Origin of the sequence: Mycobacterium sp. 852002-30065_SCH5024008, from assembly GCF_001665645.1 — a bacterium.
GTDB lineage: Bacteria > Actinomycetota > Actinomycetes > Mycobacteriales > Mycobacteriaceae > Mycobacterium > Mycobacterium paraffinicum.
Map to the genome: position 1 here is coordinate 24,397 of NZ_LZSZ01000030.1, position 25,069 is coordinate 49,465.

The following is a 25,069-nucleotide window of genomic DNA, read 5'->3' on the forward strand; positions in this document are numbered from 1 at the left end:
CGCCAGAGGGGGGCTTGGCTTGCGGGAGGGGCGGGGGTGACTGCCCTCGCCACCATCGTCGGAGCCTCGGCCCGCCGTTCGATGATCCAGCGCAGCCACGGCACCGAAGATCCCTACGCCGACGAGGATTTCGACAGGATCGACGACGATCGCCGCTCCGTGGTGACCACCCCCGACGGCGTGTCGTTGGCGATCCGGGAAGCCGGTCCGGCGGATGCCCCGCTGACCATGGTGTTCGTTCACGGGTTCTGTCTGCGGATGGGCGCCTTTCATTTTCAGCGGACGCGGCTGCCCGAGCAGGTGGGCCCGGGCGTCCGGATGGTCTTCTACGATCAGCGCGGGCACGGGCAATCCGGCGAGGCGGCACCCGAAACCTACACGCTGACTCAGCTCGGTCAGGACCTTCAGAGTGTGCTTCAGGTGGTCGCGCCGCGGGGGATGGTCGTGCTGGTCGGCCACTCCATGGGCGGCATGACGGTGTTGTCGCATGCTCGCCAATTCCCCGGCCAGTACGGGCGCCGGATCGTCGGCGCCGCGTTGATTTCCTCTGCGGCGGAAGGCGTTGCCGAGTCGCCGCTGGGCGAAATCCTGAAAAACCCGGCGCTGGAAGCGTTCCGGTTCACCGCGCGGTCCGCGCCGAAGTTGATGCACCGCGGCCGCAACGTGTCGCGCTCGCTGATCGGCCCGGTCCTGCGGGCGGCCTCCTTCAGTGACTTGCACGTCAGCCGGAGCCTGGACGCCTTCTCGCAGCGAATGATGAACGGCACCCCGATCCCGACCATGGTGGAGTTCCTTGATGCCTTGGAACACCACGACGAGACCGCCGGGCTGTGGACCCTGCTGCGCATCCCCACCCTCATCGCCTGCGGCGACCACGACCTGCTGACCCCCGACGAGTACTCCCGCAAGATGGCGGCCTCGCTGCCGCAGTCCGAGCTGGTCATCGTTCGCGGGGCCAGTCACCTTGCGCTGCTGGACAAGCCCGGGGCGATCAACGACGGGCTGGTGCGGCTGGTCAATCGGGCCACCCCGGGCCGCACCGCGCTGGCGGCCCGGTGGATGCGCGAACGGCTGCGGCGCCGTGGATGAGGGGACTGCCACGCTGCCGCGCGTCGAGGACACCATCGCACTGGGCTCGCGGCTAGGTGAGGGGCTCCGTGCGGGCGACGTGGTGGTGCTCACCGGTCCGCTCGGCGCGGGAAAGACCGTGCTGGCCAAGGGCATTGCCGCGGCCATGGACGTCGACGGCCCGGTCACGTCACCGTCGTACGTGCTGGCGCGGGTGCACCCGCCGCGGCGGCCCGGATCACCGGCGATGATCCACGTCGACATGTACCGGCTTTTGGACCAGAACGGCGCCGACCTGCTGGGCGAGCTCGACTCGCTGGACCTCGACACGGATCTCGATGGCGCGGTGGTGGTCGTGGAGTGGGGCGAGGGCCTCGTCGAACGCCTCGCCGAGCGGCACCTCGACATTCGTCTGGAACGCCTCAGCCGATCCGACGTGCGGATCGCTTCGTGGCAGTGGGTGCGTTCATGAGCCTCCTGCTCGCCCTCGACACCTCCACCCCAGCGGTCACCGCCGGGATCGTGCGCCGCGACGATCTGACCGTGCTGGCCGAGCGGGTCACCGTCGACGCCCGTGCGCACGCCGAACGGCTCACCCCGAACGTGCTGGACGCCCTCGCCGACGCCGGGCTGACGATGGGCGACCTCGATGCCGTCGTGGTGGGCTGTGGGCCCGGCCCGTTCACCGGCCTGCGGGCCGGGATGGCCACCGCGGCCGCCTACGGGCATGCGCTGGGCATCCCGGTGCGCGGGGTGTGCAGCCTGGACGCAATCGGTGTGCGCACCACCGGTGAGACGTTGGTGGTGACCGACGCGCGCCGGCGCGAAATCTATTGGGCCCGTTACCGTGACGGGTTTCGGATGGAGGGGCCGGGCGTCAACGCCCCCGCCGACGTCGACCCGGGTGCAGCACAGGCGGTGGCCGGCTCCAAGGAGCATGCCGCGCTGTTCGGCCTGCCCCACCGCGGGCCGATCTATCCCACAGCGGGCGGGCTCGTCGCCGCGGTGCCCGATTGGTCGCAGCGCCCGTTGCCCTTGGTGGCGCTGTATCTGCGCCGCCCCGACGCCAAACCGATGGCGGCGCGCGGATGACCGCCCTGGGCGAGCCCGTGACGCTCGGCGCCTTGGTCCCCGCCGACGCGGCGCGCTGCGCCGAACTCGAACGTCAGCTGTTCGACGGCGACGACCCCTGGCCCGCGGCGGCGTTCAACCGGGAATTGGCCAGCCCGCACAACCATTACGTCGGCGCTCGGGCCGGCGGCGCGCTCGTCGGCTATGCCGGCATCTCGCGGCTGGGCCGCACCCCGCCGTTCGAGTACGAGGTCCACACCATCGGCGTGGACACCGCCTACCAGGGCCAGGGGATCGGCCGCCGGTTGCTCGACGAGCTGCTGATCTTCGCCGACGGCGGCGTCGTCTTCCTGGAGGTGCGCACCGACAACGAGGCGGCCATCGCGCTGTACCGCAGCGTGGGATTCGAGCAGATCGGCCTGCGCCGGCGCTACTACCGCGCAAGCGGCGCCGACGCCTACACCATGCGGCGGTCAGCACGATGACGACCATCTTGGCCATCGAAACCTCTTGCGACGAAACGGGAGTCGGTATCGCGCGGCTGGACGGCGACGGCACGGTGACGCTGTTGGCGGACGAGGTGGCATCCAGCGTCGACGAACACGTCCGCTTCGGCGGCGTGGTCCCCGAGATCGCGTCGCGGGCGCACCTGGAGGCGCTCGGCCCCACGATGCGCCGCGCGCTGACCACGGCAGGGCTGCAGAAGCCCGACATCGTCGCGGCCACGATCGGCCCGGGTCTGGCCGGCGCCCTGCTGGTGGGAGTGGCTGCGGCCAAGGCGTATTCGGCCGCGTGGGGGGTACCGTTCTACGCCGTCAACCACCTTGGCGGGCACCTGGCCGCCGACGTCTACGAACACGGGCCGCTCCCCGAGTGCGTGGCGCTGCTGGTGTCGGGCGGCCACACCCACCTCTTGCATGTGCGCTCCCTGGGCGAACCGATCGTCGAGCTGGGCAGCACCGTCGACGACGCCGCCGGCGAGGCCTACGACAAGGTGGCGCGGCTGCTGGGGCTGGGTTATCCCGGCGGCAAGGTGCTCGACGACCTGGCCCGCACCTGCGGCCGGGAGGCCGCAGAGATCCCCGCCTTCCCGCGTGGCATGACCGGCCGCGCCGATGACCCGTACGCCTTCAGCTTCTCCGGCCTGAAAACGGCCGTGGCGCGCTATCTGGAGAGCCACCCGGACGCGGTGAACGCGGATGTCGCGGCCGGCTTTCAGGAGGCCGTCGCCGACGTGCTGACCATGAAGGCGGTGCGCGCGGCGACCGGACTCGGCGTCTCGACGCTGCTGATCGCCGGGGGAGTGGCCGCTAATTCGCGGCTGCGGGAGCTGGCGGAGCAGCGGTGCGCGGCGGCCGGGCTGACGCTGCGGGTCCCCAAGCCCCGGCTCTGCACCGACAACGGGGCGATGATCGCTTCCTTCGCCGCGCACCTGGTGGCCGCCGGCGCGCCGCAGTCACCGCTGGACGCGGCCACCGACCCCGGGCTCCCGGTGGTAAAAGCCCAGGTGAGCTGATCGCCCGTAGCGAACATCGCGGACGCACCGGGGCGCCCTTGAGTGCTAGCACTCTCGTGTATAGAGTGCTAGGTGGCAATCGGCCAAACCCTGTGCCGGCACCCGCGACGACGGCGCTCGGGCTCGGACGGCTGCCGAATCCCTTGATAATTCCGGGGCACCCGCCCCGGACCCGATCTAACTAGTGGAGGCTCCAATCGTGGCGAAGGTGAACATCAAGCCACTCGAGGACAAGATTCTCGTGCAGGCCAACGAGGCCGAGACCACGACCGCGTCCGGTCTGGTCATTCCTGACACCGCCAAGGAGAAGCCGCAGGAAGGCACCGTCGTCGCAGTCGGTCCCGGCCGCTGGGACGAGGACGGCGAGAAGCGGATCCCGCTCGACGTCTCGGAAGGTGACACCGTCATCTACAGCAAGTACGGCGGCACCGAGATCAAGTACAACGGCGAGGAGTACCTGATCCTGTCGGCGCGTGACGTGCTGGCCGTCGTATCGAAGTAAGCACCGTGTTCCGCCCCGGCGATCCCCGCGCATGGCCGCGGGTGATTTCCGGGGCGGCATGCGTTAGCGGGTAGTGGCGATCGCAAGCCCGGCGAGCCGGGCGAAGCGGGTCGCCACCATCAAGCAAGTGGCGATCGCAAACGCGGCGAAGCCGGGCGAAGCGGGTCGCCACCATTCAAACAAGGAGCCTGATGAGCAAGGTTATTGAGTACGACGAGACCGCGCGCCGCGCAATCGAGGCGGGCGTCAACGCGCTGGCCGACGCGGTCCGGGTGACGCTGGGGCCGCGTGGTCGGCATGTGGTGCTCGCCAAGGCATTTGGCGGGCCCACGGTCACCAACGACGGCGTCACCGTCGCGCGTGAGATCGACCTGGAAGACCCGTTCGAGAATTTGGGTGCGCAACTGGTGAAGTCGGTGGCCACCAAGACCAACGACGTGGCGGGTGACGGCACCACGACCGCGACCGTGTTGGCGCAGGCGCTGGTCAAGGGCGGGCTGCGCCTGGTTGCGGCCGGTGTCAACCCCATTGAGCTCGGCGTGGGAATTTCCAAGGCGGCCGACGCGGCGTCCGAGGCACTGCTGGCGGCGGCCATCCCGGTGTCCGGCAAGGAGGCGATCGCTCAGGTGGCGACGGTGTCGTCGCGTGACCAGCAGCTCGGCGAGCTGGTCGGCGAGGCGATGACCAAGGTCGGCACCGACGGCGTGGTCAGCGTCGAAGAATCCTCGACGCTGAGCACCGAGCTGGAGTTCACCGAGGGCGTCGGTTTCGACAAGGGTTTCCTGTCGGCGTATTTCGTCACGGATTTCGATTCGCAGGAAGCCGTGCTGGACGACCCGCTGATCCTGTTGCACCAGGAGAAGATCAGCTCGCTGCCCGACCTGCTGCCCATGCTGGAGAAGGTGGCCGAGTCGGGGAAGCCGCTGTTGATCATTGCCGAGGACGTCGAGGGCGAGGCCCTGGCGACGCTGGTGGTCAACTCGATTCGCAAGACGCTCAAGGCGGTTGCGGTGAAGGCCCCGTTCTTCGGCGACCGGCGCAAGGCGTTCCTCGAGGACCTGGCGGTGGTTACCGGCGGCCAGGTGATCAACCCCGACGCCGGCCTGCTGCTGCGGGAGGTCGGCACCGATGTGCTGGGCTCGGCCCGCCGCGTGGTGGTCAGCAAGGACGACACCATCATCGTCGACGGGGGCGGCTCGAAGGACGCGGTTGCCGACCGGATCAAGCAGCTGCGCGCCGAGATCGAGAAGAGCGATTCCGATTGGGACCGCGAGAAGCTGCAGGAGCGGCTGGCGAAGCTGGCCGGCGGCGTGGCCGTGCTCAAGGTGGGTGCCGCCACCGAGACCGCGCTCAAGGAACGCAAGGAAAGCGTCGAGGACGCCGTCGCGGCCGCCAAGGCCGCCGTTGAGGAGGGCATCGTCGCGGGCGGCGGGTCGGCGCTCATCGGAGCGCGCAAAGCGCTGAAGGAGTTGCGCGGGTCGCTGTCCGGCGATCAGGCGGCGGGGGTCGACGTGTTCGCCGAGGCGCTCGCGGCACCGCTGTACTGGATCGCCACCAACGCCGGCCTGGACGGCGCGGTCGCGGTGAACAAGGTCGGCGAGCTGCCGGCCGGGCACGGGCTCAACGCCGACAAGCTCACCTACGGTGACTTGATTGCAGAAGGCGTGATCGATCCCGTCAAGGTGACCCGGTCCGCGGTGCTCAACGCGGCGTCGGTAGCGCGGATGGTGCTCACCACCGAGACGGCCATCGTCGACAAGCCCGCCGGCGACCACGACGACCACGGGCATGGCCACGGTCATCACCACCACTGAGCGAGCAACGCAAAACACCCCCGGTTCGCATGGGCCGGGGGTGTTCTCGTACGGGCGGAGTTGCGTCCGGTTCATCCGCGAGGCCCGCGTGGCTTCGAGGGGTGGTTGCACCACTTCTTGATGGGCTGTTGATTCCTCGGATTCCGTTTGTTGGGATCGGTAGCGACGTGAGGCTTGTGCACTGGTTGCCACGAACACACCAGAGAGGACGGCCATCATGCTGCTTGCCCGCATGACGAAGAGGCTCGTCGCCGCCGCACTACTGGCGGGGGGTACCGCACTAACCGGGTGGGGAGTGGGCATAGCTCACGCGGACACGATGGAACCGCACCGTTGGTGCCCGGGCAACCCCAAGCAGATGCCCTACGTCGTGAACCAGTACATCGACTGGGACTGGAATGTCTGCCACACTTGGTATCCGACCCAATACGGGATGGGCAACGTCACCATGCAGGGCCGGCCGACCTCGATCTGGGACGGCGACACCCCGCCGATCGAGGCGATCACCATCAGGCATTGCCCGCCGATCAGCTTCATGTGCCCCTAGCCCGGTCGCACGCGTGTGCGTCCATGCCCCGCCACCGAGGTCTACCGCCGAGCCACCACTGAGCCAGCGACGCAAAACATCCCGGGCTTGATTGCCGGGGTGTTTTGGTCTTCGAGGTCTGCGCCGATTGCTATGCTTGCCGCACGATGACGTGGGGGGCGCCAGCGTGAGCTATCCGCAGCAATGGCCACCGCAACCACCGCAGCACCCTCAGCAATGGCCTCCGCCCTACCCGCCGCCCGGGCCGTACCCGCCCCCGGCGCCCGCGCCGCGCAACACCAACGTCCTGCTGATCGTCGTGCTTACGCTCGCGGCGATCGTCGTCGTCGTGCCGGTGGCATTGGTCGGGTTCTTCGTGATCCAGGACATGGCCCGCGACGGGCGCGGCGAAAGCAGGAAGGCCGCCTCCCTCACGAACTTCGCCGTCGTGTGCGATGGCGGGTCGATCAGCAATGCCGTTACGTACCAGAAGCCGTACAAGATCGCAGCGTTCGCCCCCTACGACGAGCCGAACCCGATGCGCGAACTGGCATCCGTCCACTGGAGCGAAGTGCCACCAGATTCCCGCGCCGACTACCGGGTGAGTCCCAACGACTTCCAATCGGTGAATGTTGTTGCCTGCCTTACCCGCAAGCCCGGAACCGAGGTGAAGTCACGCACGTGCGACTTCAAGACCGATGCGGGCGAACACATCGCCGTCGACTACTACGCCGTGCAGTACGACATCGAACTCCGCGAGGCGAGGACCGGCAAGCACATCGAACAACTGGGAGCGGTGGACGGCCCCGCGGCCAGCTGCCCGTTCCTCGTATGGGTCAAAAAGCGCGATCCGAAGATGTACGCGGGACCGGATCCTGCGGCAGTCAATGCCAAGCTCGCCGAATTCGCGCACAGGTAACTGATTAGTGGCCGCTGCTACTGGGCTACCGGCTGGATCGATACCAGCCGGAACCAGCCGGCGTGGGTGTCGTCAGGCATGAACCGGACTACGAGGATGCCGGGCGGAAATTGGCTTGCCAGGCCATTGAGGGTCCTGGGCAAGAACGCTCGTGACTTGGCGTTTCCATACCAATTGGGGTCTGAGGGCTCGGCATGAGTCACCCCGTCAATCGCAGCATCCCAGCGTTGGACCGGGTCCGGTGGCGTATCCCCGAATCCCTGCGACTTCAGGTACGCATCCGCTTGGCCCCAAAGCGTCATCGGAGCCGCGCCACCGACCGGGGTCCCTGTGATCGTTCCGTCAGTGGTATTGGCGGTCACCGAACTCAGCCTGGCGGCGCACGCGTTGTTGTCACCGCCGGGGGCCGGCCTGCAGGTGTCGGGCGGCGGGTCGGCGTGCGCCCGGGAGATGCTGAGTAATAGCAAAAACGCGACCGCACATAGTGCTGCCCGCGCAGTGGCCAATGCACCGCGGCGAAAGTTAGCCATCGGAATCTCCCTTTTTGAAGCCTACGAATGTATTCGGCCTCGTCATTATCGGCTCGCATGTGGGCCGAAAGTCAGGCTTGACGCGCTGCCGCACGCGGTGCAATGTGATACGCGCCATATGACCACTGGTCACGCCGGGCAGAGAGGCGGAGCGCATGACTACGAGGGACAAGTACACGACCGTTCCCACGCCGTACTCGTGGGAGGTCCCCAGCATCGGCAATGCCCGCTTCACCTGGGAATACGACGAGGGGCGCGCGCGACTCCTGTCCCTGTACCAGAAGGGAAAGGACAAGCAGTGGGACGCCCAGTTGCGAATCGACTGGGCGCAGGACGTCGACCCGATGAACCCGATCGAACTTCCCATCGAGTTCCATCCGCTGTTCGGCAGCCCGATGTGGGACGCCGCGACCGAAGCCCGTCGCGCCGAGATGCGTCAGCACTTCCAGGCCTGGCAGCTCTCGCAGTTCCTGCACGGTGAGCAGGGCGCGATGGTGTGCGCAGCCAAGATCGTCGAGGTCGTGCCGGACCTGGACGCGAAGTTCTACGCGGCCACGCAGACCATGGACGAAGCCCGCCACGTCGAGGCGTTCTCGCGATTCCTGCAGGAGAAGGTCGACCTCGTCTACCCGATCAACAAGAACCTGACCGCTCTGCTGGACGACACCCTGCGCGACTCACGCTGGGACATGCCGTACCTCGGCATGCAGGTACTCATCGAAGGTCTCGCGCTCGCCGCCTTCGGGGTGCTGCGTGACATGGCGGCGCCGGACTCGCTCGCCAGACAGGTGCTGGCCTACGTCATGCAGGACGAGGCCCGCCACGTCGCCTTCGGCCGAATCTCGCTGAAAGACTACTACTCCGAGCTCACCGAAGCCGAACGTGACGAACGCGAAGAGTTCGTCGTGGATGCCTGCTACCTGATGCGCGACCGCTTCCGCGGCGAGGAGGTTTTCGAAACTCTCGGCATGAACGTCGAGGAATGCGCCGCGTGGGTGGACACATCGCCGCTGATGATCCAGTTCCGCTCACACCTGTTCAGCCGGATCGTGCCGATCGTCAAGGACATCGGGTTGTGGGGCGACAAAGTGCAGAAGGCGTTCAGAGACATGGGCGTTCACGACATGGCCGCGTTCGACATCGAAGCGCTGATGAAGGCCGATGAGGATCAGGCCGAATCGTTGGACAAGGCACACGCCGAGATGGCCGAGCGGGCCCTCGAGGTGGACCAGGTGATCGCGGCGGGCGCGAGCTAACTCGACGATCGGTCGCTCGGCGAGGCGGCAATTTGCCGCCGATTGACGCACCGCCCGGTTCCTGACGCGCATCACGGCGATGAGGTCGGCGCGGGCCGACAAGTGCGCCAAACGACCACGGACCACGGCCGCGAGCAGCACCCACCACTAACGACGGCGCTTCGCTTGGTTAGGGCCTGCGCAGCTGAGACTTCGCCGACTACCCCAGAAATAGTATCAACTGATACAGTGTTGTATGAAACGGAAAGAAACCGAATGGTGAGGGAGGCAGTCATGGACGTATACGAGGCGGTCACAAGCAGACGCGCAGTACGCGGCTTCACCGACCAGCCGGTGCCGAGAGAGGTGCTGGAGCGTGTGCTGTCCGCCGCGGCATGGTCCCCGTCGGGATCGAACATCCAGCCGTGGAATACGTATGTGGTAACCGGCGAGCTGCTTGGCGAGCTCAAGACGCGCGCCGTCGAGCGCGTGGCCCATGGTGACCCCTGGGACGAGCGGGAGTACGAGATGTACCCACCCGGAATGAAGTCGCCGTACGGCGACCGACGATCCGCCTTCGGCAAGGAGCGCTACAGCGCACTCGGCATTGCGCGCGAGGACTGGGAGGCGCGCCAGCGCGCGGCCATCGCGAACTGGAACTGTTTCGGTGCGCCTGCCGCGCTGTTCTGCTACATCGACCGCGATCTCGGCGTGGCACAGTGGGCCGACGTCGGGATGTATCTGCAGTCCGTCATGCTGCTACTCCGCGCCGAAGGGCTACACAGCTGCCCTCAGATGGCGTGGTCGCAGGTTCGCGAAACGGTCGCGGAGGTCTTGTCGCCCCCGGACGGACTAATCCTCTTCTGCGGCATGTCGATTGGATACGAGGACTCCGCAGTGAAGTACACACGCACAGGCCGGGCGCCGCTCGAAGAGACGGTCACGTTCGTCGACCACGAGTCGTCTGGTCTGGAACATGCCATCCGGTCGGAGTCCGGTGTTCAATCCGGATAAACGGATGCCAGTTCGATGACTCGCGATGCTTCCAGCCGCGCCACCGCTCGGCGTGCGACCGACCGCCCTGGAGACCCCTCGCCTTTCGCTCTTGGTTTGTCGCTGCGCAGGGCGCACTGGCGCGCGGCCGCGGTGATGTCGGAGGCGCTTCGGCCCCTGGGCATCGAGCTGCGGCATTTCGCCGTGCTGCTCGTCCTGGTCAACCGCGGACCCACGGAGCAGCGTGCCTTGGTCGAGGCGACCGGTTCGGACAAGGCGGGAATTATGCGGGTCGTGGACGACCTGGAGCGCAAGGGGCTCGCCGTCCGCAAACCCGTTCCGGGTGACCGGCGGGTGCGGGCGGTGGAGATCACCCCTAAAGGTCTTGAGGTTTTCGACGCCGCCCATATGGCCGCGGAGCCGCTGGCTGAGCGCCTCGTCTCCATGCTGGGTCCCGGGGAGGCAGAACAACTGACGGATTTGCTCACACGATTCACCGCGCCTGCCGAGCAGTAGGGCTGTAGGTGAGCGCGCCGTCTTCGACAAGTTCGTAGCTCAGCAGTCGGCGGGCGTTTAGTCTCCCGGCATGGACCGCTTTGCGCAGTGGGCATGGAACCGGCACGGCGCGCGGTATTCGTGGGTCATCTGCGCGCTCTCTTACGTCATACCGTTTCCGATCTACCTCTCCTTATCGTTTGTCATCGTGGCTTCCGAGAAATCCGGTCACTACCTCGAAGCGGCAGCGGCCACTGCTATTGCGATGCTGGCGCTCGCTTATGGGCTGGTCCTGCCCGGCGTCGGTGCGCTGCGGCTTGTCGAACGCTGGGCCGCGGGTGAAGAGGTCGCTCCAGCGAAGGCTCTGGAAGCCACCTACACGTGGGCCCGTGGTGCCGTTGTCCGGGGGTTAGTGGTCATCGCCGTGTGTGCCGTTATGTTGTCGGTGACCGTGGGTGTCATTGCCGGCGCAAGCGGACTGCGGCTGGTTGAGTACGCGGTTCTAGGCGGCGTTATCGGAACGGGTTCGCACCTGATCGGGGTGCACAGTGTGCCGGAAACGCCGATGCGGCCGGCGCGGGTCGCCCTCGCCGGTGCCACCGATATCGGCGACTCCCTGCCCCGCTCGCGCCCGACATTCGCCGCGTGGTCGAACTTGGCAATGCTTGCGGTCGCATTCGTCTTTTCCATCGTGGGCGCGACGGCGGCGGCCGTGTTTGGCCGGGCCGGTCAGGGCCCGGTGCTGTGGGTGGTGATCGGCTGCTTGTTGACTCTGGGCTTCGCAGTGCCGATTACCGTCGGCAGTGTCTTCGCGCCTTCCCTTCAGCCGATTCGGGATCTCGCCGAAGGCACCAAACGTGTCGCGGCGGGTGACTACAGCCAACGACTGCCGGTGGTTCAGGATGATGACCTCGGTGCGTTGGCGGCGTCGTTCAACCGCATGCAGACGGGTCTGGCTGAGCGGCAACGACTTCAGGCCGCGTTCGGAACTTACGTCGATCCGGTCCTGGCAGCCCGGTTGCTTCAGCAGGGTGACGAAGTGTTCACCGGTGAACGACGCGAGGTCACTGTGATGTTCGTCGACATCCGCGACTTCACTCCGTTCGCCGAGGCCAACAGCGCCGAGGACACTGTCACACGGCTTAACGCTCTGTTCGAGATTGTCGTGCCTGCCGTCGTCGACGCAGGTGGGCATGTGAACAAATTTCTCGGCGACGGCGCCTTGGCGGTCTTCGGTGCCCCCAACGAACTCGCAGACCACGCCGACGCCGCGACGGACGCTGCCGCGCTGATTCATCGTCTTGTCGCAGAACGATTCGACGGCGCGCTACGGATCGGTATCGGGATCAACACCGGCGTGGTGATCGCCGGCACCATCGGCGGTGGGGGCAAGCTGGAGTTCACCCTGATCGGCGACACCGTCAACGTTGCGGCTCGCGTCGAGCAGCTCACGAAGACCACCGGTGACGCGATCCTTCTCACCCAGCAGTCAGTCGATGCGTTGACTTCCCGACCAATAAGACTGACGGACAGGGGATTTCACGCCCTGAAGGGCAAGTCGGCCGCCGTGCAAGTTTTCGGCCTGGGCCTGTGATGACGCCCCCAGGCCGGCCCGGCTACTGAACGTCGGAGCGGCCTGTCTGCGTGACCATGGAGACGGCCGTCGGGCCGAATTCCGGGCGGACGCACCACGGCCGGCGGCCATCAGAGTTCTGGCTGTGCACAGCACCGGTCGGCAGTGGATGATGATGCGGTGACGCGGCCTGACGACTACCGATCCCGGTATCAGTCCTATCTCGATCGCTGTAATGGGCACGATTTCGATTCAATGGCCTCGTTCTACACACCGACCATCAGGGTCAACGGCGTTCCCATGGACCGGCTTCCGTGACCGAGCAATTCGCGCCTTTCATCTCCGCGTTCCCCGATTGGCATTGGGAGATGAAGCAGATCAGTTGAGCAGCCCGGCGATGACGATGCCCACGCCAACCACGATCGTCAGCGCGAGTGACACCAACAGGAAGCTGACGGTCCGCTCTTTTGCCGCCGAGGCCTCGTGATCGGCCGCAGCGATGGGTGCGAGTCGGCGGCCGGCGCCCCAGGCCGAGGCGAGTAGGGTCGCCAGCCAGTTCGCATAGCCGGCATACACAATCAGTCCGACTGCCGTCACACCCCACGCGTTGGGCAGGTGGATGTGTGGCCAGAGCAGGCCGATTAGCACGAGGAACATGCCGTTGAGGACGGCCTCGAGGTGGCTCGACAGCCCCATCCGCGGGTTCTTCAGTGCCGGGATGGCGAATCCAGTCAGCAGGCCGATCAGGAACAGGACCAACCCAAGTGTGAACAGCACCGTCTGCATGTCAGAAGAGTAGGCCGCCCGCGCCCGTCGTTATGGCGATCCGCTTTCCCCACGAGACATAAACCGCTGCGGGCGTTCTCGGCGTGTCGTCGCAGAGGTTTATGTGTCGTGGCGGCTCCGACCGCCACGCGTCAGCGGGTTCCGGGCGGAAGGCTCGGCGGAGTCGTCGTCACAGTGGTAATCGGCGTGGACGTGTACGTCGGGCTGCTGGTGACGGTGACCGTGCTCGTGCTGGTGGAGGGCGGTGGCACTTCGGTCGTCGTCGTGATCGTCGTGACGCTGGTCGTCGTCGAGGTGGACGACGTCGTCGTCGCGGCCGCCGCGGCGAGCACACCGCAGGCCACCCGCTTGCCCGACTCGCCGGCGGAACTCCCGCTCAGGTTGTCCGCGTTCTGGTGGACGATCAGCGCGGTGCCCGAGCTGTTTCTCAGGTCCGAGGCGGTGAGCAAGCTGGTGGTGGTGACCAGCTTCGCCGAGCCGTCGTTGCGTACCTGCAACGCGGTCAGGTCGCCGCTGGCCGGAAAACCGGTGTGATTCGGTGCCTGGTAGACGCTTCCGGCCGAATTGAAGTCCCCGGTCGAGCCGCCGGACGGCGCGGTGGAATTAGCCTCGCATTTGCCCACAGCGTGGATCATCAGCGCGTGGAAACCCGGGCTCAGGACTTGGTTGGGTCCGGCCTCCACGGTCACCGTCGCGTACCCGTTCGCGAAATCAATGGTGGCGGTGCCGACCTGGTTTCCGTCGGCGCTCTTCAACTGCGTGGTCATCCGCTCGGTGCCGGGGGGCGCGCTGGAGGACGTTGACGTGGCGGATTGGCCACCCTGCTGGTTTGCGCACGCTGCCAACGGTGCGATGGTGGCGGCAAGCGCCACGGCCGCGAAGGTTACGCCCTTATTCATGGGCCGGTCGTACCCCGATTGGTCGCGGTCCAAACGACTACAGCGAACTCAACAGGGCGGCGCGGCCTCGGACGCGAAGCTTATTCATCGTGGATCGACGCAAACGGGTGATGCGCTCCACCATTCGATCTCCGAGTGCATCGAGCATCTCGGCACTCAAATCTATTGGCGCCGGGCATAAGTCGCGCTCCTCTTCGCTGGCGTGTGCATCCAGGACCGTGACGAACGAGTGCCACTCGCCCTCGTATTGCGGCGCCGTCGGCGGAGTCCGAAGTAGCACCGCCAGCTGATCCCAGACTTGCCGGTGCTCCGCGTGAGCGATCGCGACGAGCGTGCTTGCCTCCGACACCGCCGGATAGAACAGGTCGTCCTCGATCCGCATGTGAATGTCGAGTTCGATCAACAATTCATCGAGGGCGTCCTGCCGCTCGCCGGTATCCGGAGCTAACGCGGTGATTTTCTCGCAAAGCCCGCGTAAGACCTTGTGGTGTTCAAAGAGCACGTCGTAGGCGTTCATTTCGCGTCTCCGCGCACCTCGACGTATCCATCCCGGATGCGTGTCGGGTAGTGCGGCAGTGCGGCCGTCGCCGGTCCGCGCAGCACTTCTCCCGATTCGCAGGCGAACCGGGAGCCATGCCACGGACAAACGATGCGACCGCGATCGATCCAGCCGTCGTCCATCGGCGCACCGAGGTGGGGGCAGCGCGCGCCGACGGCCAGGACCCGGTCGTCGGTGCGGTAGAGAACCACGCCGACGCCGTCCACCTCGACCCGTCGCGGCTGGCCGTCCAGGGCCGTTGCCGGCAACACCGGCGTCCAGTGGGCGGCACTGAGCCGAGCCCCCGAGCGGTCCACTCCGGCTCCCGATCCGTATACGAGAGCTCCGCCCAGATAGCCGCTACCCAGGGTGATGCCGTAGCCCAGCGCACTGCAAGCCATCCCGCGCTGATGGCGACCGTTGCGGCGGTCCCACCACGACAACGCGTACAGGCTCGTCGCGACCCCGTTCAGCAAGCCATGGACAACGCCGACCCGTCGCGATTGCTCATGCGTGTGTTGCCAGTCCGTCAGACCGGTCGCGGCCGCGCCGACGCTTCCGGCGAGTCCGACACCCAACGCGAACCTCGACGCGTCACGCCATTGCGCGCCACTCCCCGAGAGCATGGACGCCGCATCCATCGCGACCGTCGTCGTGATCGCTCCCGTCGGCACCGACGTCAACGCGGGATGCAGCGGATGGCCGAGCCAGGTGCCGTGCAGCGCATTGCTGACCCGGTCGCGATATCGGCCCATGGCCGCGAAGAGGAATGTCAGGCCGTGCTCGAGGCGGTAGCTCGGCCGGTCTAGCCATTCCTGTCTTCCCAGCCTTCTGACTGCGGCATGGCCGTAATTGCGGACGCGATCCGGAGATCGATGTGATCGTTCAGTCACGGCACCCTCCTGTGCGCGTGAGCGAACCGACGCGGGGCCCCCGGCACGACGGAACGCCCGAATCTAGCCCGACGCGACGCAAGGGTTGTTGAGTGCCGCGTCGATATGGACGCGGCCAGCCGGCGGCCTAGCCCATGACTAGTAGACGGACCGCGACGGCCATTCGTTCAACCGAGTCGTGCGCCCTTAGGCCGAGCGGCGAATGCCGCGCGTGCGGCCGATGTCGCCCTTCAGCAACATGTCGCGCTCCGATTCGGACAAGCCGCCCCAAACTCCATAGGGCTCACCGACTTCGAGCGCGTGGGAACGGCACTCCTGAATTACCGGGCACTGCCGGCACATTTCTTTGGCGCGCTGCTCGCGCTGCATGCGGGCGCGGCCGCGCTCACCGTCGGGGTGAAAGAACATCGACGAGTCAACGCCGCGGCACAAGCCCTGCAGTTGCCAGTTCCAGATGTCGGCGTTGGGTCCAGGTAGCTGCTCCGGCTGTGGCATTGGTGTTTCCCTCTCTGCACGGCACGCCCAGTAAGGTCAGGTTCGCGAAGCGATTGTGCAACTGAAATGAAGTGGCGTCACCGATGACTACCCGTCATGCGTAGACGTTAGGGCGGGCGGTGAATTTGCGTCAATAGCCACTTAGCCCGACAAAGTATGTAATGGTTATAAAAGAATTAACGCCGCGTTCATCTGCTACCCATTGTCGAAACACGCACCGTGCTACCAGGCACTTGACCGGAACGAGATTTCCCAGCTCACGGGCCAGGGGAGGGCCGGCCGCGATTAGTACAGGATCTATTGTGATTAACAGTTCGGTAACGCGAACAGCACAAACTGTTTACTCCTATCGTCGTGATTGAAACTCGTCACACTTCCGTGATTGGCCGAGAGTTGGCCGCCGCCGCCTTCGGAGACCGGCCCGGCACCTGGCCGCTGCCGACGGCGGTCACTCCGGAGGGCTTATGGCTGCGCGCGGTCGCAGCGGGCGGGCAGGGCCGCTACGGCAGCGCCTACCGCGATCTGGCCGCGCTGCGGCGCGACGCCCCCGCCGGTCGGTTGGCGTCCCTGGCTCACAGCACGCAGGGATCCTTTCTGCGCCAACTGGGTTGGCACACGCTGGCGCGCGGGTGGGACGGGCGCGCCCTAGCGCTGGCCGGCGTGGACCCCGAGGCGCGTGCCGACGCCGTGATCGGGCTGGCGGCCGACGCGCTGGGTGTGGGCCGCTTCGCGGCGGCGGCGGCGTTGTTGCGCCGCGCGGACTCCGAGCTGGGTGCGGGGCCGCTACCCCAGCGGCAGCCGGTGCGCCGCGGGTGGGTGGCCGCCGAATTGGCGATGGCCCGCGGCGACGGCGAAACCGCCGTCCGCCATGCGAACGAAGCGGTGGAGCTGGCGGGCGCCATGGCCGTCCCGTCGGCGCGGCACGCGGTCAAGAGCGAGGTGGTGCTGGCGGCCGCCCTGTGCAGCGCCGGGGCCGTCGAGCGCGCGCGGGCGGTGGCGGAGGCGGCGCTGGAGGCCACCGGCCGGCTCGGGCTGGTCCCGCTTCGTTGGGCGTTGGCGTGCTTGCTGATTGATCTCGGTAGCGTCACCGTCTCGACACAAAAGCTACGCGAAATTCGCGATGTCTCCGCAGGCCAAGTGCGGCGCGCCGGTGCGACGTGGCGTTCCGCTTGAAATGGCCTCCGGGCCGTTATTGTCAATTCGTTAGTTAGCCCGGTTAGCCCGCGATGTGTCCGGTTCGTAACGTTGGAGATACCGCCGTCGATGACAATTCAAGGGGATCGTCTCGACGCTGTGGTGTCCAAGGCCGTGGCGGGGGACAGTAACGCACTACGGGAGGTGCTGGAGACCATCCGTCCGATTGTCGTGCGATATTGCCGCGCGCGAGTCGGGACAGTCGAGCGGGGTGGGCTGTCAGCGGATGACGTGGCACAGGAGGTGTGCTTGGCGACTATCACGGCTCTGCCGCGCTACCGGGACCGAGGGCGTCCCTTTCTCGCCTTCCTGTACGGCATCGCGGCGCACAAGGTCGCGGACGCCCATCGGGCCGCCGGCCGTGATCTCTCCTATCCGACCGAGGTCATTCCCGAGCGTTGGTCGTCCGACGCGGGCCCCGAACAGCGGGCCATCGAAGCCGATTCCGTCAGCCGGATGAGCGAGCTGCTCGAAATCCTGCCCGCCAAGCAGCGCGAGATCCTGATTCTGCGTGTCGTCGTCGGCTTGTCCGCCGAGGAGACCGCATCCGCCGTCGGCAGCACCACGGGAGCGGTCCGGGTGGCCCAGCACCGCGCGCTGTCCCGGCTGAAGTCCGAAATGATCGCGGCAGGTGACTGTGCCTGAACCCCTGGACGAATTCGCCCGCACCAACCTGCTTCTCGACGCGCTCGCCGAGCGGCGGCCGGTGCACGTCGGTGACCCCGACATGGACGCGATGGCCACGCTGCTGGAGGACTGGCGCGACAACCTGCGGTGGCCACCGGCGAGTGCGCTGGTATCGGCCGAGGAAGCCGTCGACGCCCTGCGCGCCGGCCTGGCCGACCGTCGCCGCGGCCGGCGCGGGCTGGCGACGATCGGATCGGTCGCCGCGGCGCTGTTGGTGATGAGCGGCTTCGGCGCGATGGTGGTCGAGGCGCGCCCCGGCACCCCGCTGCACGGGCTGCACGCGATGTTCTTCGACCAGCCGCGCGTCAACGAGAAGAATCAGGTCATGCTGTCGGCCAGGGCCGACCTGGCCAAGGTGCAGGAATCGATCGACCGCGGTCAATGGGACCAGGCCCAGAACCAGCTCACCGAGGTGAGCAGCCTGGTCCAGTCGATCGACGACCCGGCCAGCAAACAGGAGCTGACAAACCAGCTGAAGCTGTTGAATCTCAGGGTTCAATCGCGAAACCCGAATGCGACGCTGCCGCCCCCGGCGAACACGCCGTCGGCGTGGTCGACTCCGACCACCGCTGCGCCGACGGCGGCAACCACACCCTCCGAAGCTTCGCCGAGCCCGTCAGTCACGCCCTCGCCGAGTCAGTCGTGGAGCAAGCACCGGCACCACGGGCAGACTTCGACGCCGTCGGCGGTGACGCCGAACAACCCCTAGCGGTCTAGCGGCGGTATCCGTCGGCGTCCGAGGTGGCCTCGTTGAGTGAGGCGTCGGCATATCCCCGGCAGTAATCCCACGTGACGTAGGCGTCCGGCTCGGGGTCGTAGGCAGGCTCGTGCGGGCGGACGGTGCCGTCGATCAGCAGCTGCAGCAGGTTCGCGCGCAGCATGTCCCAGTCGTGATAGTGATCCTGCTGACATTCGTCGCAGCACACCACGAGCCCGCGAATGCCCTTGTGCGCCAACAGTGCCTCGTAAACCGCCAGGTCTGCAAGGTCCGCCTCGACCGCCATCCGCTCCTGGGCGTCCAGGGGTTGCCCCGGCTCTACGGCTTCCAGCGCAGCCGACGGATCGCAGGGGTCGTCGGCGAAGGGGTCGGGCGGCAAACCCGGTGGGAGGTGATCGCGCACGCACACTAGCCTACGCAGCCGGGCCGGGATAACGCCAGCAGCCAGGCCGCCCGTCGTCTCCGGGCCCTTTGCCGTTCGCGGCGCGCCCCGACAAGCGGGTCGGGGCGACGGGCGAGCCGATAGGATGGGGGTCTCGCGCCGCATCGTATGGAGGGCCCCACCGATGACCCGTGGCATGTCCCACCTGGAAGACAGTTCCGACCTCGTCGGCAGCCCCTACGTGCGCGACCCCGATATTCGAGGACTGATCGACGACCCCGCGCCGACCGGGGGTGACAACCCGCACAAGATCGCGATGCTCGGCCTCACCTTCGACGACGTCCTGCTGCTGCCCGCCGCTTCCGATGTGGTTCCCGCCAGCGCGGACACGTCCAGCCAGCTGACCAAGAAGATCAGGCTCAAAGTGCCGCTCGTCAGTTCGGCGATGGACACGGTCACCGAGTCACGGATGGCCATCGCGATGGCCCGGGCGGGCGGCATGGGTGTGCTGCACCGCAACCTGCCCGTCGCCGAGCAGGCCGGCCAGGTCGAGATGGTCAAGCGCTCGGAGGCCGGCATGGTCACCGACCCGGTCACCTGCCGCCCGGACAACACCCTGGCGCAGGTGGACGCGCTGTGCGCCCGGTTCCGGATCTCGGGCCTGCCGGTGGTCGACGACGTCGGCGCGCTGGTCGGCATCATCACCAACCGCGACATGCGGTTCGAGGTGGACCAGACCCGCAAGGTCGCCGAGGTGATGACCAAGGCCCCGCTGATCACCGCCCAGGAGGGCGTCAGCGCCGACGCGGCACTGGGCCTGTTGCGCCGCAACAAAATCGAGAAGCTGCCCGTCGTCGACGGCCACGGCCGGCTCACCGGGCTGATCACTGTCAAGGACTTCGTCAAAACCGAACAGCACCCGCTGGCCACCAAGGACAGCGACGGCCGGCTGCTGGTGGGCGCCGCTGTGGGCGTCGGCGGCGACGCGTGGGTGCGCGCGATGATGCTGGTCGACGCCGGGGCCGACGTCCTGATCGTCGACACCGCGCACGCGCACAACCGGCTGGTGCTCGACATGGTCGGCAAGCTCAAGGCGGAGGTGGGCGAGAAGGTCGAGGTGATCGGCGGGAACGTGGCCACCCGGTCCGCGGCTCTGGCGCTGGTCGAGGCGGGCGCCGACGCGGTCAAGGTCGGCGTGGGACCGGGCTCGATCTGCACCACCCGGGTGGTGGCCGGGGTCGGAGCGCCACAAATCACGGCGATCCTGGAAGCGGTCGCGGCCTGCGGGCCGACGGGGGTGCCGGTGATCGCCGACGGCGGGCTGCAGTACTCCGGTGATATCGCCAAGGCCCTGGCCGCCGGCGCATCGACGGCCATGCTGGGCTCGCTGCTGGCCGGCACCGCCGAGGCCCCCGGCGAGCTCATCTTCGTCAACGGGAAGCAGTTCAAGAGCTACCGCGGCATGGGGTCGCTGGGGGCCATGCAGGGCCGCGGAGGGGCGAAGTCGTACTCCAAGGACCGCTACTTCGCCGACGACGCTTTGAGCGAGGACAAGCTGGTGCCCGAGGGAATCGAGGGCCGGGTACCGTTCCGCGGACCGCTGTCCTCGGTGATCCACCAGCTCACCGGCGGTCTGCGCGCCGCGATGGGCTACACCGGATCGCCCACCATCGAGGCGCTGCAGCAGGCGCAGTTCGTCCGGATCACCTCCGCCGGGCTGCGCGAAAGCCATCCGCACGACGTCGCCATGACCGTCGAAGCGCCGAACTACTTTGCGCGCTGAGGCCGGGATGGTCGAAATCGGGATGGGCCGCAACGCCCGTCGCACCTATGAACTGAGCGAAGTCAGCATCGTGCCGTCGCGGCGCACCCGGTCGTCGCAGGACGTGTCGACCACCTGGCAGCTGGACGCCTACCGCTTCGAGATCCCGGTGGTGGCCCACCCGACCGACGCACTGGTGTCGCCCGAGTTCGCGATCGAGCTCGGCCGGCTGGGCGGGCTGGGTGTGCTCAACGGCGAAGGCCTGATCGGCAGGCACGCCGACGTAGAGGGCAAGATCGCCCAGCTCGTCGAGGCCGCCACCAAGGAGCCCGAACCGTCGGCGTCGATCCGGCTGCTGCAGGAATTGCACGCCGCCCCGCTGAACCCCGACCTGCTGGGGTCCGCGGTCGCGCGCATCCGGGAGGCCGGGGTGATCACGGCGGTGCGGGTCAGCCCGCAGAACGCGCAGGCGCTGACCCCGGTGCTGCTGCAGGCCGGCATCGACCTGCTGGTCATCCAGGGCACCATCGTCTCGGCCGAACGGGTGGCCAGTGACGGTGAGCCGCTGAACCTGAAGACCTTCATCTCCGAGCTCGACGTCCCGGTGGTGGCCGGCGGGGTGCTCGACCACCGCACCGCGCTGCACCTGATGCGCACCGGCGCCGCCGGCGTCATCGTCGGCTACGGCTCCACCCGGGGCGTCACCACCAGCGACGAGGTGTTGGGCATCAGCGTGCCGATGGCGACCGCCATCGCCGACGCCGCCGCCGCGCGGCGCGAATACCTCGACGAGACCGGCGGCCGTTACGTGCACGTGCTGGCCGACGGCGACATCCACACCTCCGGCGAGCTGGCCAAGGCGATCGCCTGCGGCGCCGACGCGGTGGTGCTCGGCACCCCGCTCGCCGAATCCGCCGAAGCGCTCGGCGAGGGCTGGTTCTGGCCGGCCGCGGCGGCGCACCCGTCGTTGCCGCGCGGGGCATTGCTGCAGATCGCGCTGGGCGAGCGCCCGCCGCTGGAGCGGGTGCTCAACGGGCCTTCCGACGACCCGTTCGGTTCCCTGAACCTGGTTGGCGGCCTGCGCCGGTCGATGGCCAAGGCCGGCTATTGCGATCTCAAGGAGTTCCAGAAGGTCGGGCTGACCACTGGAAGCTGAGGCCAGCTGAAGACCGGGGGCACTGGCTCGTTACCCGTGAGTAAGGCCATACTGGTGCGATGAGGCCGGATTACGACGTTCTGATTATCGGTTCGGGTTTCGGGGGCAGCGTCAGCGCGCTGCGGCTGACCGAAAAGGGCTACCGCGTAGGCGTATTGGAGGCCGGGCGGCGCTTCGCCGACGAGGACTTCGCCGAGACCTCCTGGGATCTGCGCAAGTTCCTGTGGGCGCCCGGGCTGGGTTGCTACGGCATTCAGCGGATCCACCCGCTGAAGAACGTGCTGATCCTGGCCGGCGCCGGGGTGGGCGGGGGCTCCCTGAACTACGCCAACACGCTCTACGTGCCGCCGGAGCCGTTCTTCAAAGACCGGCAGTGGTCGCACATCACCGACTGGCGCGACGAGTTGATGCCGCATTACGAGCAGGCGAAACGGATGCTCGGGGTGGTCAAGAACCCGACCTTCACCGACGCCGACCGGGTCCTCAAGGAAGTCGCCGACGAGATGGGCTGCGGTGACACCTTCGTGCCCACCCCGGTCGGGGTGTTCTTCGGCCCCGAAGGCGCCAAGACCCCCGGCAAGACAGTGCCGGACCCTTATTTCGGCGGCGCGGGACCGGAGCGCACCGGCTGCCTGGAATGCGGCTGCTGCATGACGGGCTGTCGCTACGGCGCCAAGAACACGCTGCTCAAGAACTACCTCGGCCTCGCTGAATCGGCTGGGGCACAAGTCATTCCGATGACAACGGTCAAGGGCTTCCAGCAGCGCTCCGACGGGGCGTGGGAGGTCCGCACGGTGCGCACGGGAAGCCTGCTGCGCAGGGACCGGCGCACCTACACCGCGACGCACCTGATCCTGGCCGCGGGCACCTGGGGAACGCAGCATCTGCTGTTCAAGATGCGCGACAAGGGCAAGCTGCCGCGCCTCTCCGAGCGGCTCGGCGTGCTGACCCGCACCAACTCCGAGTCCATCGTCGGGGCCGGGAAGCTCCAGGTCGACCCGAAACTGGACCTGACGCACGGGGTGGCCATCACGTCGTCGATCCATCCCACCGCAGACACCCACGTCGAACCCTGCCGCTACGGCAAGGGGTCCAACGCGATGGGGCTGCTGCAGACGCTGATGACCGACGGCACCGGTCCGGAGGGCACCGACGTGCCGCGCTGGAAGCAACTGCTGGACCAGGCCCGCGAGGATCCGCGCCGCATGATGCGGATGCTCAACGTCCACCAGTGGAGCGAGCGCACGCTGATCGCCCTGGTCATGCAGCACCTGGACAACTCGATCACCACCTACACCAAACGCGGGAAGCTGGGCATCCGCTGGTACACCAGCAAGCAGGGGCACGGGGATCCCAACCCGGCCTGGAACCCCGTCGGGAACAAGGTCACCCGGCGCATCGCCGAAAAGATCGACGGCGTGGCCGGCGGCACCTGGGGTGAGCTGTTCAACATCCCGCTGACCGCCCACTTCCTCGGCGGCGCGGCGATCGGCGACAGCGCCGAACACGGCGTGATCGACCCGTATCACCGGGTCTACGGCTATCCCACGATGTTCGTGGTGGACGGTGCCGCGATCTCGGCGAACCTGGGCGTCAACCCGTCGCTGTCCATCACCGCACAGGCCGAACGGGCCGCCTCGCTGTGGCCGAACAAGGGCGAGAACGATCAGCGCCCAGCGCAGGGCCAGCCCTACCGCCGGCTGGACCCGATCGCGCCGCAGCAACCCGTGGTGCCCGCGGACGCGCCGGGTGCGCTGCGCTGGTTGCCGATCACCCCGGTGCCCTCGGCCGGCTAGCTCGCGATCGCCTCAAGTGGGGCGCCGCTGACCACCCGGCTGCGTTGCCGGTGCACGTTGAAGGGCACGTCGCCCATCAGGGTGACGCGGTGCATCAGCCGAGGCTGGTCGTCGTAGTCGTCGATGGCGCGGTGCTGGGTGGCCCGGTTGTCCCAGATGGCCACGTCACCCGGCGCCCAGTTCCAACGAATGGTGTTCTCGGGGACGGTGATTCGCCGTTGCAGCAAATCGAAGAGCACCGTCGACTCGTAGTTGTCCAGGCCAACGAACCCGCGCACGAAATCTCCCAGTAGCAGGGTGCGTTCACCGGTCTCCGGGTGTACCCGCACCACGGGATGCTCGGTGCGGAAATCCGGCTTCTCGAAGGCCTGCCGGAACGCGCGCTGCGCGTCGGTCATTGCTTCAGGGGTGACGTAGTCGTACCGGTTGGTGTGCACCGCCCAGAGGTCGTCGACGAGCCAGGCGAGCGGTTCCGGCAGGTGCTCGTAGGCGGCGGCGGTGTTGGCCCACAGCGTCGAGCCGCCATACCTGGGCAGGGTAACTGCCCGCAGGATCGAGGCGGCCGGGTAGTTCGCGACGAACGTGACGTCGGTGTGCCAGCGGGTCGCCTTGCCGTATTCGGAGTTGATCGGCGTGATGACCGGCGCGTTCTTGGCGGCGAGCACCTCGGCGGCCGGATGGCCGACGGGCGTGCCCAGCTGTGCGGCGAACGCGAGTTGCTCCTGGTCATCGAGCTGGTGCTGGTGGCGAAAGAAGATCACCTTGTGGGCCAGCAGCGCCTGGCGGATCTTCTCGATCGCGTCCGGGTCGAGATCGCCCCCGAGGCGCACCCCGTCGACCCGCGCGCCGATGCGGCTACCCAGCTTGGTGACGGTTATCTGACCGATCATTTTCATCAATCCTCGTGTGAAAGGGGGTGTAGTCAACTGACTACATCGAGTACTGTAGTCACATGACTACACGTTCCGCAAGTGGCCGCGCGAACATGCCCACCGGGCGGGCCGAGGTCGCTGCGGCGATCCTGGAGGCCGCCACCGACCTGTTCGCCGAACGAGGCCCGGCCGCGACGTCGATCCGCGACATCGCCGCGCGATCCAACGTCAACCACGGGCTGGTTTTTCGCCACTTCGGCACCAAGGAGAATCTGGTCGGCGCCGTGCTCGATCACCTGGGCGCCAACCTGAGCGCCCTGCTCAGTGAGGAGGCGCCGGCCGACGTCCTGGACCGGGCCCTTGACCGGCAGATGCGGGTCATGGCCCGCACGGTGCTCGACGGGTATCCGGCGGGGCAGCTGCAAAAGCGCTTTCCCAACATCGCGACGCTACTCGGCTGGGTGCGGCCGCTTCACGACAACGAGATCGATGCGCGCCTGGCCGTCGCCAATGCGCTTGCGCTGCAATTTGGTTGGCGGCTGTTTGCGCCGATCCTGCGCTCGGCGACCGGGATCGACGAGCTGACGGACGACGAGATACGGCAGGCGGTGGGCGCAGAGGTGGGGCGGATCCTCAAATCCGGCTGACG

27 protein-coding genes are annotated in these 25,069 nt (G+C 67.4%); 20 read left to right on the plus strand and 7 right to left on the minus strand.

Annotated elements, in window-relative coordinates; genetic code table 11:
- Positions 1-36: 36 nt before the first annotated feature.
- From A5781_RS03655 to A5781_RS03715, 13 genes are all read left to right on the plus strand, one after another.
- Positions 37-1,089 (plus strand): alpha/beta fold hydrolase, encoded by a 1,053-nt coding sequence (locus tag A5781_RS03655; protein ID WP_197503685.1) that lies wholly within the window; start codon positions 37-39, stop codon positions 1,087-1,089.
- Positions 1,082-1,540, plus strand: a complete 459-nt coding sequence (gene tsaE, locus A5781_RS03660; protein WP_067201333.1) for a tRNA (adenosine(37)-N6)-threonylcarbamoyltransferase complex ATPase subunit type 1 TsaE — start codon at positions 1,082-1,084, stop codon at positions 1,538-1,540. Before A5781_RS03655 ends, tsaE begins: the two co-directional genes overlap by 8 nt.
- Positions 1,537-2,160, plus strand: coding sequence for a tRNA (adenosine(37)-N6)-threonylcarbamoyltransferase complex dimerization subunit type 1 TsaB (gene tsaB, locus A5781_RS03665; protein WP_067201336.1), 624 nt, complete (start codon positions 1,537-1,539; stop codon positions 2,158-2,160). The genes tsaE and tsaB overlap by 4 nt, the downstream gene beginning before the upstream one ends.
- Positions 2,157-2,624 (plus strand): ribosomal protein S18-alanine N-acetyltransferase, encoded by a 468-nt coding sequence (rimI, locus tag A5781_RS03670; protein ID WP_067201340.1) that lies wholly within the window; start codon positions 2,157-2,159, stop codon positions 2,622-2,624. Before tsaB ends, rimI begins: the two co-directional genes overlap by 4 nt.
- On the plus strand, positions 2,621-3,655 hold the full coding sequence (tsaD, locus tag A5781_RS03675; protein WP_067201343.1) for a tRNA (adenosine(37)-N6)-threonylcarbamoyltransferase complex transferase subunit TsaD: 1,035 nt from the start codon (positions 2,621-2,623) through the stop codon (positions 3,653-3,655). Before rimI ends, tsaD begins: the two co-directional genes overlap by 4 nt.
- A gap of 199 nt (positions 3,656-3,854) precedes the next feature.
- A complete protein-coding gene (groES, locus tag A5781_RS03680) occupies positions 3,855-4,157 on the plus strand; it encodes a co-chaperone GroES (protein WP_007167930.1) in 303 nt (100 codons plus the stop codon).
- A gap of 191 nt (positions 4,158-4,348) precedes the next feature.
- Positions 4,349-5,971, plus strand: coding sequence for a chaperonin GroEL (gene groL / locus A5781_RS03685; RefSeq protein ID WP_067201346.1), 1,623 nt, complete (start codon positions 4,349-4,351; stop codon positions 5,969-5,971).
- Positions 5,972-6,188: 217 nt separating this feature from the next.
- Positions 6,189-6,518, plus strand: a complete 330-nt coding sequence (locus tag A5781_RS25445) for a hypothetical protein (protein ID WP_156624359.1) — start codon at positions 6,189-6,191, stop codon at positions 6,516-6,518.
- Between the two features lie 166 nt (positions 6,519-6,684).
- A complete protein-coding gene (locus tag A5781_RS03690) occupies positions 6,685-7,416 on the plus strand; it encodes a hypothetical protein (RefSeq protein WP_231990586.1) in 732 nt (243 codons plus the stop codon).
- Positions 7,417-8,101: 685 nt separating this feature from the next.
- The gene (locus A5781_RS03700) at positions 8,102-9,202 is read left to right on the plus strand and encodes a ferritin-like domain-containing protein (RefSeq protein WP_067201351.1); all 1,101 of its coding nucleotides are present in this window, start codon (positions 8,102-8,104) and stop codon (positions 9,200-9,202) included.
- Between the two features lie 273 nt (positions 9,203-9,475).
- Positions 9,476-10,195, plus strand: coding sequence for a nitroreductase (locus A5781_RS03705; protein ID WP_067201514.1), 720 nt, complete (start codon positions 9,476-9,478; stop codon positions 10,193-10,195).
- Positions 10,196-10,291: 96 nt separating this feature from the next.
- Positions 10,292-10,690 (plus strand): MarR family winged helix-turn-helix transcriptional regulator, encoded by a 399-nt coding sequence (locus A5781_RS03710; RefSeq protein WP_197503686.1) that lies wholly within the window; start codon positions 10,292-10,294, stop codon positions 10,688-10,690.
- A 70-nt stretch (positions 10,691-10,760) separates the two neighbouring features.
- Positions 10,761-12,263, plus strand: coding sequence for an adenylate/guanylate cyclase domain-containing protein (locus A5781_RS03715; protein WP_067201357.1), 1,503 nt, complete (start codon positions 10,761-10,763; stop codon positions 12,261-12,263).
- A 357-nt stretch (positions 12,264-12,620) separates the two neighbouring features.
- Here the strand turns inward: A5781_RS03715 and A5781_RS03720 are convergent, their stop codons facing one another.
- The 5 genes from A5781_RS03720 to A5781_RS03740 form a co-directional block, all read right to left on the minus strand.
- On the minus strand, positions 12,621-13,028 hold the full coding sequence (locus A5781_RS03720; RefSeq protein WP_067201359.1) for a hydrogenase: 408 nt from the start codon (positions 13,026-13,028) through the stop codon (positions 12,621-12,623).
- A gap of 131 nt (positions 13,029-13,159) precedes the next feature.
- Positions 13,160-13,927, minus strand: a complete 768-nt coding sequence (locus tag A5781_RS03725; RefSeq protein WP_067201361.1) for a superoxide dismutase family protein — start codon at positions 13,925-13,927, stop codon at positions 13,160-13,162.
- Positions 13,928-13,964: 37 nt separating this feature from the next.
- Entirely contained in the window at positions 13,965-14,444 is a 480-nt protein-coding gene (locus A5781_RS03730; protein WP_067201363.1) for a hemerythrin domain-containing protein, read from the minus strand.
- Complete coding sequence (locus tag A5781_RS03735; RefSeq protein ID WP_231990626.1) at positions 14,441-15,220, minus strand: Rieske 2Fe-2S domain-containing protein; 780 nt, start codon at positions 15,218-15,220, stop codon at positions 14,441-14,443. Before A5781_RS03735 ends, A5781_RS03730 begins: the two co-directional genes overlap by 4 nt.
- 324 nt (positions 15,221-15,544) lie before the next feature.
- Positions 15,545-15,853: a WhiB family transcriptional regulator gene (locus A5781_RS03740; protein ID WP_066907726.1), complete on the minus strand. Its 309-nt coding sequence runs from the start codon at positions 15,851-15,853 to the stop codon at positions 15,545-15,547.
- A gap of 354 nt (positions 15,854-16,207) precedes the next feature.
- Between A5781_RS03740 and A5781_RS03745 the strand changes: the two genes are divergently transcribed.
- The 3 genes from A5781_RS03745 to A5781_RS03755 all read left to right on the plus strand — a co-directional run bounded on the left by A5781_RS03745 (position 16,208) and on the right by A5781_RS03755 (position 18,443).
- The gene (locus A5781_RS03745; protein ID WP_197503687.1) at positions 16,208-17,026 is read left to right on the plus strand and encodes a hypothetical protein; all 819 of its coding nucleotides are present in this window, start codon (positions 16,208-16,210) and stop codon (positions 17,024-17,026) included.
- Positions 17,027-17,116: 90 nt separating this feature from the next.
- Positions 17,117-17,692, plus strand: coding sequence for a sigma-70 family RNA polymerase sigma factor (locus A5781_RS03750; protein ID WP_067201369.1), 576 nt, complete (start codon positions 17,117-17,119; stop codon positions 17,690-17,692).
- Positions 17,679-18,443: an anti-sigma-D factor RsdA gene (locus A5781_RS03755; protein ID WP_231990588.1), complete on the plus strand. Its 765-nt coding sequence runs from the start codon at positions 17,679-17,681 to the stop codon at positions 18,441-18,443. Before A5781_RS03750 ends, A5781_RS03755 begins: the two co-directional genes overlap by 14 nt.
- A 4-nt stretch (positions 18,444-18,447) precedes the next feature.
- Here the strand turns inward: A5781_RS03755 and A5781_RS03760 are convergent, their stop codons facing one another.
- Positions 18,448-18,855: a DUF5319 domain-containing protein gene (locus A5781_RS03760; protein ID WP_046186907.1), complete on the minus strand. Its 408-nt coding sequence runs from the start codon at positions 18,853-18,855 to the stop codon at positions 18,448-18,450.
- 163 nt (positions 18,856-19,018) lie between these two features.
- Between A5781_RS03760 and guaB the strand changes: the two genes are divergently transcribed.
- The 3 genes from guaB to A5781_RS03775 are packed head-to-tail and all read left to right on the plus strand — an operon-like array spanning position 19,019 to position 23,548.
- A complete protein-coding gene (gene guaB, locus A5781_RS03765; protein WP_067201377.1) occupies positions 19,019-20,617 on the plus strand; it encodes an IMP dehydrogenase in 1,599 nt (532 codons plus the stop codon).
- Positions 20,618-20,624: 7 nt separating this feature from the next.
- The gene (locus A5781_RS03770) at positions 20,625-21,752 is read left to right on the plus strand and encodes a GuaB3 family IMP dehydrogenase-related protein (protein ID WP_067201380.1); all 1,128 of its coding nucleotides are present in this window, start codon (positions 20,625-20,627) and stop codon (positions 21,750-21,752) included.
- 59 nt (positions 21,753-21,811) lie between these two features.
- Complete coding sequence (locus A5781_RS03775) at positions 21,812-23,548, plus strand: GMC oxidoreductase (RefSeq protein ID WP_067201383.1); 1,737 nt, start codon at positions 21,812-21,814, stop codon at positions 23,546-23,548.
- Here the strand turns inward: A5781_RS03775 and A5781_RS03780 are convergent.
- On the minus strand, positions 23,545-24,438 hold the full coding sequence (locus tag A5781_RS03780) for a TauD/TfdA family dioxygenase (RefSeq protein WP_067201387.1): 894 nt from the start codon (positions 24,436-24,438) through the stop codon (positions 23,545-23,547). The two genes, A5781_RS03775 and A5781_RS03780, sit on opposite strands and share 4 nt — an antisense overlap.
- 62 nt (positions 24,439-24,500) lie before the next feature.
- Here A5781_RS03780 and A5781_RS03785 point away from each other — a divergent pair, with 62 nt between their 5' ends.
- Positions 24,501-25,067 (plus strand): TetR/AcrR family transcriptional regulator, encoded by a 567-nt coding sequence (locus A5781_RS03785; protein ID WP_067201390.1) that lies wholly within the window; start codon positions 24,501-24,503, stop codon positions 25,065-25,067.
- Positions 25,068-25,069: the final 2 nt, after the last annotated feature.